Source organism: Burkholderia anthina (assembly GCF_902498995.1).
In the GTDB taxonomy this organism is placed as follows: domain Bacteria; phylum Pseudomonadota; class Gammaproteobacteria; order Burkholderiales; family Burkholderiaceae; genus Burkholderia; species Burkholderia anthina.
In genome coordinates this window covers 164,567-178,093 of the sequence record NZ_CABVLY010000004.1, presented here as the reverse complement: position 1 = coordinate 178,093, position 13,527 = coordinate 164,567, and the positions used below count along the sequence as shown (strand labels likewise).

Annotated in this window: 10 protein-coding genes; 8 read left to right on the top strand and 2 right to left on the bottom strand. The window is 69.4% G+C overall.

The annotated features are described in order from the left end of the window. Positions 1-9 precede the first annotated feature (9 nt). Entirely contained in the window at positions 10-906 is an 897-nt protein-coding gene (locus BME24068_RS07940; RefSeq protein WP_174925700.1) for an NAD-dependent epimerase/dehydratase family protein, read from the top strand. Positions 907-926: 20 nt separating this feature from the next. Here the strand turns inward: BME24068_RS07940 and BME24068_RS07935 are convergent, their stop codons facing one another. Beyond that, a complete protein-coding gene (locus tag BME24068_RS07935) occupies positions 927-1,973 on the bottom strand; it encodes a Gfo/Idh/MocA family oxidoreductase (RefSeq protein WP_174925699.1) in 1,047 nt (348 codons plus the stop codon). 216 nt (positions 1,974-2,189) lie between these two features. On the opposite strand from BME24068_RS07935, the gene BME24068_RS07930 reads away from it, so the two are divergent. The 7 genes from BME24068_RS07930 (at position 2,190) to BME24068_RS07900 (ending at position 12,076) form a co-directional block, all read left to right on the top strand. Beyond that, the gene (locus tag BME24068_RS07930) at positions 2,190-3,488 is read left to right on the top strand and encodes an ABC transporter substrate-binding protein (RefSeq protein WP_174925698.1); all 1,299 of its coding nucleotides are present in this window, start codon (positions 2,190-2,192) and stop codon (positions 3,486-3,488) included. Positions 3,489-3,623: 135 nt separating this feature from the next. Beyond that, on the top strand, positions 3,624-4,493 hold the full coding sequence (locus BME24068_RS07925) for a branched-chain amino acid ABC transporter permease (protein WP_098553467.1): 870 nt from the start codon (positions 3,624-3,626) through the stop codon (positions 4,491-4,493). Beyond that, positions 4,490-7,045, top strand: coding sequence for a branched-chain amino acid ABC transporter ATP-binding protein/permease (locus BME24068_RS07920; RefSeq protein ID WP_174925697.1), 2,556 nt, complete (start codon positions 4,490-4,492; stop codon positions 7,043-7,045). Before BME24068_RS07925 ends, BME24068_RS07920 begins: the two co-directional genes overlap by 4 nt. Then, complete coding sequence (locus BME24068_RS07915) at positions 7,042-7,884, top strand: shikimate dehydrogenase family protein (RefSeq protein ID WP_174925696.1); 843 nt, start codon at positions 7,042-7,044, stop codon at positions 7,882-7,884. The genes BME24068_RS07920 and BME24068_RS07915 overlap by 4 nt, the downstream gene beginning before the upstream one ends. 142 nt (positions 7,885-8,026) lie before the next feature. Next, positions 8,027-9,247 carry a porin gene (locus tag BME24068_RS07910; protein WP_174925695.1) on the top strand — a complete coding sequence of 407 codons (1,221 nt, stop codon included), beginning with the start codon at positions 8,027-8,029 and terminating at the stop codon, positions 9,245-9,247. Between the two features lie 145 nt (positions 9,248-9,392). Then, on the top strand, positions 9,393-11,183 hold the full coding sequence (locus BME24068_RS07905) for an FAD-dependent oxidoreductase (RefSeq protein WP_174925694.1): 1,791 nt from the start codon (positions 9,393-9,395) through the stop codon (positions 11,181-11,183). A gap of 62 nt (positions 11,184-11,245) precedes the next feature. Beyond that, on the top strand, positions 11,246-12,076 hold the full coding sequence (locus tag BME24068_RS07900) for an aldo/keto reductase (protein ID WP_174925693.1): 831 nt from the start codon (positions 11,246-11,248) through the stop codon (positions 12,074-12,076). Between the two features lie 45 nt (positions 12,077-12,121). Here the strand turns inward: BME24068_RS07900 and BME24068_RS07895 are convergent, their stop codons facing one another. Further along, positions 12,122-13,498 (bottom strand): MFS transporter, encoded by a 1,377-nt coding sequence (locus BME24068_RS07895; protein WP_174925692.1) that lies wholly within the window; start codon positions 13,496-13,498, stop codon positions 12,122-12,124. Positions 13,499-13,527: the final 29 nt, after the last annotated feature.

Here is a 13,527-nt window from a genome sequence, read left to right as displayed (position 1 = left end):
GGCAATGCAATGCGAGTACTGGTAACGGGCGGCAGCGGTTTTCTCGGCGCATGGATCATCAGGAGGCTGCTGGCGCGCGGCATGGAATGCGTGAGTTTCGACGTGCGCACGAACCCGCGCCTCGTCGAGGCGCTCGCGCCCGAACGGGCCGCGGCCGTGCAGTGGCGCACCGGCGACATCGTCGACGCGACCGCCACGGCGCGCGCATTCGACGGCTGCGACGCGGCGATCCATCTCGCGGGCATCCTCACGACGGACTGCGCGGCCGACCCCGTGCGCGGCGCGCAGGTCAACCTGATCGGTACGCTGAACGTATTCGAGGCCGCCCGCGCGGCCGGGCTGCGACGCGTGCTCTACGCGAGCAGCGCCGGTGTGTTCGGCCCCGACGACGGCGCCGTGCCGCTACCGCAAACCCACTACGGTGCGTTCAAGCTGGCGTGCGAAGGATCGGCGCGCGCGTACTGGCACGACCACGGGATCGCGAGCGTGGGCTTTCGTCCGCTGGTGGTCTACGGCGCCGGGCGCGAGACCGGATCGAGCGCGGGGCCGAGCCTGGCGTGCCGGGCGGCCGCGCGCGGCGAGCGCTACACGATTCCGTTTACCGGCACGACGGGCCTCGTGTTCGCCGACGACGTCGCCGCCGCTTACGAGGCCGCGCTGCTGGCCGACATCGGCGGCGCGCACGCCTTCACGCTGGCGGGCGAGATCACCCCGGTGAACACGCTGATCGAGCGGATCGCGGCCATCGTGCCGGGCGCACACCTTGATGCAGGCGGGCCGCCGCTACCGATCGCGACGGCCTTCCCCGACGACCCCGCGCTCGCGCGCCTGCTGCCCGGCCTGCCGCGCACCGCACTCGACGACGGCCTGCGGCAGACGGTGGCGTTCTACGGGCGCCAGCGCTAGGCCGGCGCCCGTCCGCGCGGCTACGCCGCGACGTCCGCGGGCGCCACGCCCGTGCGCGTCGCGGCCGCGCGATGCACGGCGAGCGTCGCGGCGAGCGTGCGCGCGGCGTCGTCGGCCGGACACAGCGGCGCTTCGTCGCCGGCGATCACCGCCGCGAAGTGGCGCAACTGCTCGTGATACGGATCGGCGCCATGCGGCGTGCAGCGCTCGACCGTCAACGGATCGTGCCAGCCCTTCCCGCCGCGGTATTCCCACAGATCGAGTTGCGGCAGCGTAAGCGAGGCATCCGTGCCGATCAGGAAATGCGTGTTCACCTGCTGGCGCGGATAGTGCGCGGCCTCGCCCGCCGCGAGATCCCAGTTCCACGGCGAGGCCGCGCAGTCGGACACGGCCAGCGTGCCGAGCGCGCCGCTGTCGAAACGCAGCAGCACGGCGGCCGTGTCTTCGACGTCGAAGCCGCGCACGCGATTGGACGCCTGGGCCTGCACCTCGACGATCTCGCCGAGCAGGAACCGCATGATGTCGATGTCGTGAATCAGGTTGATCAACACGGGGCCGCCGCCCGCGCGACGGCGCCATTCGACGTCGAAATACGCGTTGGGCTTGTAGAACGTCGCGAGCGCATTGGCCGCGACGGGTTTGCCGAGCCGCCCCGACTGCACGATCTCGCGCGCGCGCCGCAGGATCGGATTGTGGCGGCGATGGTGGCCGACCAGCAGCGGCACGCCGGCCTCGCGTGCGGCGCGCCCCAGTTCGGCCGCCGCTGCGACGCTGTCCGATACCGGCTTTTCGATCAGCGCCGGCACCCCGCGCGCGATGCATGCCAGGCCGACCTCCACGTGTGTCGCATTCGGCGTCGCGACGATCGCGCCGTCCGGGCGCACCGCGTCGAGCATCGTCGCGTAATCGGCGAACCAGCGCAGCCCCTCGGCACGCGCGAACTGCTCGGCCGCCGGCGATGGATCGGCGATCGCCACCACGTCCACCTGCGCATGCGTGCGTGCGCGCTCCACGTGCATCCGCCCGATTGCGCCCGCACCGATCACTGCCAGCCGTCTTCTTGCCATCTCGTCATCTCCGTTGTTCGGGGCGTCCGCATCGCGTCGTTCGCTCGCATTCCGGGTCGACCGAGTGAATACCCCGATTTATTGAAACCATCTTTAATTGTTGAATGCTATTCCACTTCTAACTAGAATTCACCAAAAAATTTCGATACGTATCGCGCGGCCCGCCCACGGACCGCACGGAATCGACCCTTGACCAGGAAACAGGAGGCCAGACACATGACTGACCAGCACGAGCAGAACGACACCCTTTCCAGCCACCCGGCGAACGCGCCCGACAGCCCGGCGTTGTCGCGCCGCGCGTGGCTCGTCACCGCGGGCAAAGCGCTCGCGGGCGGTGCGGCGGCGCTCGCCGCGCCGGCGATCGTGCGCGCGCAGGGCGAGCAACCGCTGAAGCTGGGCCTGCTGATGGCCAAGCAGGGCGTATGGACCGAACAGGGCGAAGTGATCGCGAACGGCGTCAAGCTCGCGCTCGACGACGCGGGCAACCAGGCGCGCGGCCGGCGTGTCGATCTCGTCTGGTACGACGAACCGAATCCGCAGTCGGCGCAGCAGAACATGCAGAAGCTCGTCGAGCAGGACAAGGCGATCGCGGTGATCGGCGGCACGAACAGCGGCACGTCGCTGGCGATGTCGTCGGTCGCGTGGCGCACCAAGACGCCCTACATCGCGCCGAACGCCGCCGCGCGCGAGCTGACCGGCAGCAGCTGCAACCCGTACACGTTCCGCGTGCTGAGCCCGACACCCGTCGCGTGCCGCGCGCTCGCGCCGTCGCTGCTCGCGATCGGCAAGAAATGGCACTTCCTCGTCGCGAACTATGCGTACGGGCAGGACATTCAGCGGGCGATGTCGGACCTGCTGAAGCAGTCGGGCGGCTCGATCACCGGCGCCGACGTCACGCCGCTCAACACCACCGATTTCAGCTCGTTCATCCTGAAGATCCGCCAGTCGAAACCCGACGTCGTGCTGCTCGGGCTGCCGGGCGGCGACCTGTCGACATTCCTGAAGCAATACGCGGAAATGGGCATGAAAGGCCGGATCCCGGTGGCGTGCCCGATCATCGGCGACTCGGATCTGTGGTCGATCAACGCCGATGCGGCGACCGGCTATTACGGCAAGCCGTGGCATTTCAGCTCGCCGGGCCATTCGCCGGAAGAAGTCGCGTTCGTCAAAAAGTACACGGCGAAGTACGGCAAGCCGCCGGCCGACAAGGCCTGGATCGGCTGGTTCACGGCACGTGCGCTGCTGCAGGCGATCAACCACGCGAAGAGCACGTCCGGCGCGGACATCGTGCAGAGCCTGGAAACCATCCGGATGACCGACGGCAGCGGCCCCGCGTACTTCCGCCCGTGGGACCACCAGCTGTTGCGGCGCTGGAGCGTGTTCAAGGTGAAGGACCGGATCGCCGACAAATGGGACTGGCTCGACCCGATCTCCGTCGTGCCGCAGAACCCCGCCGACCTCGACCGTCTGTTCGGCACGCGCGAGGAGATCGGCTGCAGGATGGCCGCGCGCTGAGCCCGCGCGCCGCCGCCGCGGCGGCGCACGAATCGACACGGCCCCAAGCGTATCCCGCGCGCGTCGCGGCCCGCCGTTCGCCCGTCACGACGGGCCGCGGCGCGGCGGCGACGGGCCGCACTCTGGAGTAAGGGCATGGCTGAAATGTTGTTGTCCCAAGTCGCCAACGGACTGGTGCTGGGATTCCTCTATGTATTGCTCGCGATCGGACTGTCGATCATTTGCGGGCTGCTCGGCATCGTGAATTTCGCGCATGGCGCGCTGTTCGCGCTCGGCGCGTATTTCGCGATCGCGCTGTCGACGCAGTTCGGATGGGCCGCCGTCGTGCTCGCGCCGGTGCTCGTCGCGGCGGTGGGCGTGCTGATCGAAGTGGTGTTCATCCGGCGCCTGTACGGCAAGGAGCCGCTGCTTAGCCTGATCGTCACGTTCGCGCTGTCGCTGCTGCTCACCGCGCTGGTGCGCCTCGTGTGGGGCGCGGGCGGCCTGCCGTTCAGCCCGCCCGAGATGCTCAACGGCTTTCTCGTATACGGGCCGCTGCTGATCACGAAGTACCGGCTGTTCGTGCTCGCCGCGACGGTTGCGATCCTCGTCGTGCTGTGGTGGTTCATGAACTACACGCCGTACGGGCGGATCCTGCGCGCCGGCAGCCGCGATCCGGAAATGGTCGGACTGCTCGGCATCAACCTGCCGCGCGTGCTGACCGGCGCCTTCGCGCTCGGCGCGCTGCTCGCGGGCGCCGCCGGCGTGCTCGCCGCGCCGCTCGTCACGGTCACGCCCGGGATGGCGACGACCGCCGTGATGCCCGCGTTCGTGATCGTGACGATCGGCGGGCTCGGCTCGTTCGCCGGCGCCGTGGTCGCGGGCCTGCTGGTCGGCATCGTGACCGCGCTGGCCGTCCAGTTCTTTCCGGAGGGCTCGTCGGTCGCCATGTACGTGCTGATGGCACTCGTCCTGCTCGTGCGCCCTCGCGGGCTGTTTGGTGAACGCTGGGAGCGCTTCGAATGAAACCCGCCTATCTGACCCGCCACCCTGTTGCGGTGCTGACCACCGCGCTCGTCCTCGTGTCGCTCGCGCTCACCGCGACCGGCACGCCGCTCGAGCGCGCGACCCAGATCGCGATCTACACGCTCTACGGGATGGGCGTGAACCTGCTGGTCGCGTACACGGGCCTCGTGCCGTTCGGCGCATCGGTGTTCTTCGGCACGGCCACGTATCTGGTCGCCGTGTCGCTGCTGCGCGTGCTCGGCAACGAGCTGCTCGCGCTGGCGGCCAGCGTGATCGTGACGACCGTGCTGGCCGCGCTGATCGGCGCGATCGTGCTGCGCCGGCGCGGGCTGTACTTCTCGCTGCTCACCCTCGCCTGTTCGCAGATCGCGTTCGAGATCGCATTCAAGTGGACCGACGTGACCGGCGGCGAAAACGGCCTGCAGAACGTGCCGCGCCCGACCTTCCCGACGACCGTCGACTTCCACGTGTTCGCGTGCGTGACGGTGATCGCCATCGCGTATCTGCTGTGGCGCCTCGTGCACGCGCCGTTCGGGCGGGCGCTGCAGGCGCTGCGCGACAACGAGCAGCGCGCGGCGAGCCTCGGCTACGACACGTACCGGCTCAAGCTGCGCGCGTTCGTGATCTCGGCCGCCGTGATCGGCTACGCGGGCGGCCTGCTGTGCCTGATGCTGCAGGGCGCGTATGCGAACAACCTGAGCTGGGAACATGCGGGCGACAGCCTGCTGATGACCGTGCTCGGCGGCGTCCACCAGTTTCTCGGGCCGCTGTGGGGCGCGATCGCGTTCATCCTGCTCGAGGACAAGCTCAGCAGCCTGACCGAGCACTGGTGGCTGATCTTCGCGCCGATCATCATCGCGTTCGCGTTCTTCTCGCCCGAAGGCATCCACGGCATCGTGCAGCGGGTGCTGCGACGCCCGCGCTGGACCCTCGTGCGGGACACGATTCCGGCGCGCCCCGACACGATCGCGCCGTATCGCGCAGGCGGCATCGACACCGATTCCGGCAAGCCCGTGCTGAGCGTGCGCGGGCTGTCGAAGCGTTTCGGCTCGCTCGTGACCGCCGACCGGATCGACCTCGACGTGCATCCGTGCCGGCTGCACAGCTTCATCGGCCCGAACGGCGCGGGCAAGACCACGTTCTTCAACATGCTGACGGGCGTGCTCTCGCCGACGGCCGGCACGATCACATTCGACGGCCGGGACGTGACGAAGCTCGCGATGTTCCGCCGCGTGCGGCTCGGCATGAGCCGCTCGTTCCAGATCCTCAGCGTGTTCCGCAACCTCACCGTGTTCGAGAACGTGCGCGTGGCGGTGCAGGCCGCGCAGCACGATCGCCTCGGCATGTGGCGCGACGCGCACACGCTCGGCGAACAGAATGCGCTGACCTGGTCGCTGCTCGCGGCGGTCGGGCTGGACGAGCGCGCGGCGCACGACTGCGAAAGCCTGTCGCATGGCGAACAGCGCCTGCTCGAAATCGCGCTGTCGCTCGCGACCCGCGCACGCCTGCTGCTGCTCGACGAACCGCTCGCGGGGCTGGCCGAGGCCGATCGCGTGCGCGTGGCGGCGATCATCCGCGAGCTGGCGAACCATCATGCGGTGCTGCTGATCGAGCACGACATCGATCGCGTGCTGACGATCTCCGATCGCGTCAGCGTGCTCCATCGCGGCCGGCTGATCGCGGACGGCTCGCCGGCCGAAGTCGCGCGCCATCCCGAGGTGGTCGAAGCGTATCTCGGCCACGCGAAGGGCGAGCGGCCGGTCGATGCGCGGCTGGCCGCCCGACGCGGCGCGCAGCAAGAAGACGCCGCGCCGGCGCGACGCCCGCTGCTGCGCGTCGAAGGCGTGAAGGCCGGTTACACCGGCAACACGATCCTCGACGGCATCGACCTCACGCTTCACGAAGGCGAAGTGATCGCGATCCTCGGCCGCAACGGCGTCGGCAAGACGACGACGTTGCGCGCCGCGACCGGCGTGGCCGACGTCACGGCCGGGCGCATCGTGTTCGACGGCCACGACATCACCGGGCGCCCCGCGCACGAGATCAATCGCCTCGGCCTCGCGATGGTGCCCGAAGGCCGCCGGTTGTTCCCCAACCTCACGGTCGCCGAAAACCTGCGGCTCGCCGCGCGCAAGGGCGGCGCGAGCGTCGACGAGATGTTCGCGCTGTTCCCGCGCCTCGCGACGCGCAAGGACGCGCGCGCCGAACACCTGTCCGGCGGCGAGCGGCAGATGGTGGCGATCGCGCGCGCGCTGATGGCGCCGGCGAAGGCCATCCTGCTCGACGAACCGTTCGAAGGGCTCGCCCCCGCCGTCGTGCAGGAAGTGCTCGACGCGGTCGTCAAGCTGCGCGAGCGCGCGAGCGTCGTGATCGTCGAGCACCAGGCCGACATGGTGCTGCCGATCGCCGATCGCGCGTACGTGCTCGTCAATGGTCGCGTCGCGCACGAGAGCAGCGCGGTCGCGCTCGAACAGGACACCGCCACCCAGGCGAAATTGCTCGGCATCGTACACAACGAGGCCGGTTCCACCCAGGAGATGAAAACAGCATGACTGCCCCCTTGACCCCGACCACCCCGGTTTCGCTCGACGACGGCCTGAGCGGTGCGACCCGCGTCCACTTCATCGTCGGCGATCCGATCGCGCAGGTCCGTTCGCCCAAGGGCGTGACGGCCGCGCTGCGCGAGGCCGGACTCGACGCACTGGTCGTTCCCGCGCACGTCGCGCCGGACGATCTCGCGACGTTCTTCGCGGGCATCACGCCGATGCGCAACGTCGACGGCGTGATCATCACGGTGCCGCACAAATTCAGCGCCGCCGGGTTCTGCACGAGCCTGTCCGACGAAGCCGCGTTCCTCGGCGCGGCCAACACGCTGCGCCGCACCGCCGACGGCGGCTGGCACGGCGGCATGTTCGACGGCACCGGCTTCGTCGCCGCGCTCGGCGACGCGGGCTGCGACCTGCGCGGCAAGCGCGCGCTGCTGGTCGGCGCGGGCGGCGCGGGCTCGGCGATCGGCCATGCGCTGGTGACGGCGGGCGTCGCGTCGCTCGACGTGCGCGACAACGATGCCGCCCGCACCGCGTCGCTGGTCGACCGGCTGGCGACGCTGCAACGCGGCACGGTGCGCGTCGCCGCCGCGGACGTCGCACCCGAATCGTTCGACGTGATCGTCAATGCGTCGCCGATGGGCATGCAGGCGGACGATCCGCTGCCCGTCGACGTGTCGCGCGTGCCGGCCACCACGTTCGTCGGCGACGTCGTCACGAAACCGCCGCTCACGCCGTTCATCGAAGCGGCGCGTGCCCGCGGCTGCCGGACCGTCACGGGCACGCAGATGTTCGCGCGGGTCTGCGACCGGATGGTCGCGTTCCTGCTCGATACCGCCGCCTGAGCGCGTGCGGGCGGGGCGCGTGCGCCGTGCGCGGCGCGCCCCGTCGAATCCAGTCGAATCGTTTTTTCCCCGCATGCACGGCGACGCGGCGTGCCGCGCCGCCGTGCATGCCTGCCTCATCACAACAATCCGGAGACAATCCATGAAATCCTGTCGTACCTCCCCCCGACTCGTCGCGGCCGGCGTCGCGCTGCTCGCCGCCGCACCGGCGTTCGCGCAGTCGAGCGTCACGCTCTACGGCGTCGTGGACAACGGCATCGCGTACCAAAGCAGTCAGACCACGCTCGGCTCGACGGCCGGCGGCCATTCGTCGGTGAAGATGGTGACGGGGGTCTGGGCCGGCAGCCGCTTCGGCGTGCGCGGCACGGAGGATCTCGGCGGCGGCACCAAGGCCGTCTTCGTGCTCGAGTCGGGCATCAACTCCGCGACCGGCGGCCAGCAATATACGGACGCGATGTTCGGGCGCCAGGCCTGGGTCGGCTTCACGCATCCCGCCTACGGCTCGCTGACGTTCGGCCGGCAATATGCGTCGTACTACCAACTGCTGTCCCCGTACAGCCCGACCAACTGGCTGACCGGCTTCTTCGGCGCCCATCCGGGCGACATCGACGGGCTCGACACCATCTATCGCGCGAACAACACCATCGAATACACGTCGCCGAAGCTGTACGGCTTCACGTTCGGCGGCTCGTATTCGCTCGGCGGCGTCGCGGGCAGCCTGAATGCCGGCTCGACGTGGACCGCCGCGATCCAGTATGCGAACGGCCCGATCGGCATGGCGGTCGGCTTCTCGCGGATCAACAACTCGACATCCGGCGGCGGTGCGTTCGGCGCGAACTCGACGACGTCGAACAACGGCGCGCAGGCCGGCGTGTCCGCCCTCACGAACGGCTACCAGACGGCGCAGGCACAGCAGCGCTTCGCGGTCGGCGCGAGCTATGCGATCAACAACGCGTGGGACGTGTCCGCGACCTACTCCAACGTGCAATACATCCCGGGCGCCGGCTCGAAGTTCGCCGACACGGCGATCTTCAATACCGGCGGCGTCGTGCTGCACTGGAAACCGGCCACGGCGTGGGATCTCGGCGCGGGCTACAGCTTCACGCGCGCCACGAAGGCCAACGGCATCGCGAACGCCGCGCAATATCAGCAGTTCAACCTGTCGCAGTACTACGCGTTGTCGAAGCGCACCGGGCTCTATGCGCTCGAGGCGTACCAGCGCTCGAACGGCAGCACGCTCGGCACCGCGGGCAGCGGCAACGTCATCGACGCGACCGCCACGCTCGGCGACGGCTTCAACTCGACACCGTCATCCACGCGCAGCCAGTTCGCGGCCGGCGTCGGCATCGTGCACCGCTTCTGAATGTCGCCGCGCGTCGCCCTGCTTAATTTTTGGAATACCATTCCACTTTGTTATTTATTGGAATAACATTCCACAATTATCGGAGCTTCTTCCGCCGCGCGCCGAATCCGGGCGCGCGGCGGAACGACATGAAGGAGACGTGGACATGGGTGCGGTGCGACAGGACTGGGACGAGGAAGTAGACCTGCTGGTATTCGGCGCGGGGGCGGCGGGCATGACCGCCGCGCTCGTCGCGCATCACGAGGGGCTTGCGGTCCTCGTCTGCGAAAAAACAGCCATGGTGGGCGGCATCACGTCCACGTCGGGCGGCACGACGTGGGTGCCAGGCACCCGCCTGAGCGTCGATGCGGGCGTTCCCGACAGCGTCGACGATGCGCGCAGCTTCCTGCAGTCGGTGGTCGGCGCGCGCGGCGGCGACGACGCGCGCGAAGCCTTCCTGCAAAGCGGCCCCGACGCGATCGACGAGCTTGCGCGCATCAGCGAAGTCAAGTTCGTCGCCGCCGCCGCGCATCCCGATTACGTGAACGGCCCCGGCGCGGCCTATGGCGGGCGGGCGCTCGTGCCCGCGCCGTTCGATGCGCGCGTGCTCGGCCGTGCGTTCGCCCGCGTGCGCCCGCCGCGCAAGGAGTTCATGGGGCTCGGCGGGATGATGGTCGCGCGCGCCGACCTCAATGCGCTGCTCGCGCCATTCGCGTCGGCCGCGCACTTCAAACGCACGATCGCGGTCGTCGGTCGCTATGCGATGGACCGCCTGCGCTTTCCGCGCGGCACGCAGCTCGTGATGGGCAACGCGCTCGCCGCCCGGCTCTATTACAGCCTGCTCAAGCGCCAGGTCGAGATTCGCTTCGACACGCCGCTGCTCGAACTGGTCCGCGACGACGGCCGCGTCACCGGCGCGATCGTCACGACGCCGGACGGCGGCCGCAGGCGAATCGGCGCGCGGCGCGGCGTGGTGCTCGCGACCGGCGGCATCACGCGCCATCCGTCGCTGCGCCAGCAGTTCTTCCCTGCCGCGGCCCGGCCACTGTCGCTGGCGCCGGCGACGCATACCGGCGACGGCGTCGACCGCGCACAGCGCATCGATGCGCGGGTCGAAAACGGCGGCGACAGCCCGGGGCTGTGGATGCCGTGCTCGATCCGCCGTGCCCCGGGCGCGACCCCGGGCGGCGACGGCGACAGCGTGTGGCCGCACATCATTCTCGATCGCGCGAAACCCGGCCTCATCGCGGTCAACAGCCGCGGCGAGCGCTTCGTCAACGAGTCGGACTCGTATCACGACTTCGTGATGGGCATGCTGCGCGACAGCGGCAACGGGCCCAGCGTGCCGGCTCATCTGATCGTCGATGCGGCGTTCATCCGGACCTACGGCCTCGGCCTGCTGATGCCGGCACGCAGCGCGGCGCGCATCGCGGCGTTCGAGCGTGCCGGCTATCTGGTCAAGGGCGCGACGCTGGCCGAGCTGGCAGCGAAATTGCAGGTGGATGCGAACGGCCTGGCGCATACCGTCGCGACCTACAACCGCGACGCCGCCAACGGCGAGGATCCGGCGTTCCAGCGCGGCAGCAGCCCGATGAGCCGCTTCAACGGCGACCCGGCGCAACAGCCGAACCCGTGCATTCGCCCGATCGGCGCCGGGCCCTACTATGCCGTGACCGTATGGCCCGCCGATCTCGCGTGCAGCGCGGGGCTGAGCGGCACGGCGAACGGCGAGGTGCTCGACGTCGACGGGCGCGTGATTCCCGACCTGTTCGCGTGCGGCAACGATCTCGCGTCGATCTTCCGCGGCACCTATCCGGGCCCCGGCACGACGCTCGGCCCGGCCATCGTATTCGGCTGGCGTATCGCGAAGTTCGTCGCACACGGCGGTGCGGTGTCGAAGGGCGAGGCGTCTGTGGACTCGCTGCATCGCGCGACCTGCGACAGCGCCCACGGCTGACGAACGCGCCGGCACGGCACGGGCAGGTCGTGCCGGCTCAACTCATCGAGGAGGAATCGTTCATGCAATGCATTGTCAACCGCCACCAGTTGAACATGCCGAAACTGGGGCTCGGCACGTGGCCCATGCTCGGCGACGACTGCACGCGCGCGGTCGCGCTCGCGCTGGAGTCGGGTTATCGACACATCGATACCGCGGCCGCATACGAGAACGAAGCGGCGGTCGGCGAGGCCATCGCCGCGTCGAACGTCCCGCGCGAGCAGATTCACGTGACCAGCAAGGTCTGGTGGGACCAGCTGAACCCCGAACGCATGCGGCAATCGCTCGACAACACGTTGCGCGCGCTGCGCTCCGACTACGTGAATCTGTTCCTGATCCACTGGCCGGCACCCGACTGGAATCTTGCCGAGACGATCGACACGCTCGTGTCGTTCAAGGAGCAAGGACGCGCCCGCGCGATCGGCGTCGCGAATTTTCCGCTGCCGCTGCTGCGCGACGTCGTCGAAAACCGGCAGGCGCCGCTGGCCGCGATACAGGTCGAGTATCACGTGCTACTGGGTCAGGCGAAGCTGCTGCAATTCGCGCGCGAGCACGACATGGCGCTGATTGCGTACAGCCCGCTCGCGCGCAACCGCGTGTCGGAGCTTCCGGAGCTGCAGCGGATCGCCGACAAGCATCGCGTGCTGCCGACCCAGGTCGCGCTGAAATGGCTGCTCGACCAGCCGAACGTGGCGGCCGTGCCGAAGGCGGCCGGACAACGCAATCAGCTCGCCAACCTGGCATCGCTCGACGTGAACCTGGACGACGCCGATCGTGCGCTGATCGACGGCCTGCCGAAGAATCAGCGCCTCGTCAGCCCGGCTTTCGCGCCGCAGTGGGACACGGCTGAATGAAGAACCGGGCCGGGCATCGCGCACGCCCGGCCCGATGGGGGCACCTCAATGCTGCCGAACCACCGCCCCCGCGGCGCGCTCCGGCTCGCCCGCTTCCCCGTGGCGGCTGCCGATCAGGTACACCGCACCGGCCGCCACGAGCGACGGCACGGCGAGCAGGCTGAAGACGTCGCCGAAATGCCAGCCCCAGCCCATCAGCAGCGCGCCGAGAAACGCGCCGGCCACGCCGCCGATCCGTCCGACGCCGAGCATCCATGCAACGCCGGTGGCGCGGCAACGGGTCGGATACAGGCTCGCCGCATAAGCCGACATCGACGTCACCGCCCCCGTCACGACGGTGCCGCACAGGAGCGTCAGCGTGCCGAGCCACGCGGCGTGTCCGATCGTGCGGCTCACCACGAGCACCAGCGCGGCCGCCACGACATAGGTAAAGACGATCGTCCGGTTCGCATTGAAGCGATCCATCAGCCAGCCCGCGCACAGATTGCCGAGCACGCCGCCGAGCGGGAACAGCGACGTCATCAGCGCGCCGCCCTCCGCGCCGAAGCCGGCGTCGCGAAACAGCGTCGGCATCCAGTTGGTCAGCAGGTAGTAGATCAGGAGTCCCATGAAATATGCGGCCCACAGCATCAACGTGCGCGAACGGAACCGGCCCGACAGCACCAGCGCGAGCGCCGACGCGCCGCCTTCGGTTTCCTTGCGCGCTTCGGCAGCCACGAACGTGCAGTCGTCGAAACGCGCGCGCGGCGCGATCCGGGCGAGAATCCGCGCGATGCGGTCGTGCTTGCCGTGGCGGGCGGCGAGATACTGCGCGGACTCCGGCAGCCACGCGACGAGCGCCACGGCCAGCACGATCGGCCCGACCCCGCCCGCCGTCAGCACGCTTTGCCAGCCGAAATGCGGAATCAGCCACGCCGACGCGAGGCCGCCCGCCGCAAGCCCGCCCGAGAAGCCGCAGAACATCGCGTTGACGGCGAAGCTGCGGATCCGTGCAGGCGCATATTCGGACATCAGCGTGACGGCATTGGGCATCGCCGCGCCGAGCCCGAGCCCGGTCAGGAAGCGGAACGCGGTCAGCTCGCCGATCGATTGCGCATGCGCCGACACGATGCTCCAGCCGCCGAAGCACGCCACCGACAGCACGAGCACCGTCTTGCGGCCGAGCCGGTCGGCGCAGGGGCCGGCGGCGAGCGCGCCGATGCCGAGGCCGGCCAGCGCGGCGCTCATCACCGGGCCGAGCGCGCTGCGCGCGATGCCCCAATCGTGAACCAGCGCGGGCGCGATGAAGCCGATCGCGGCGGTGTCGTAGCCGTCGGCGGCCACGACCAGAAAGCACAGAACCAGAATCAGCCACTGGCTGGGAGAAAAGCGCTCGGCGTCGATGAACGACTGCACGTCGAGCGTCCGGGTCGGGGTTGTCATCATGTGTCTCCTGTATGCCGTGCGCGCCG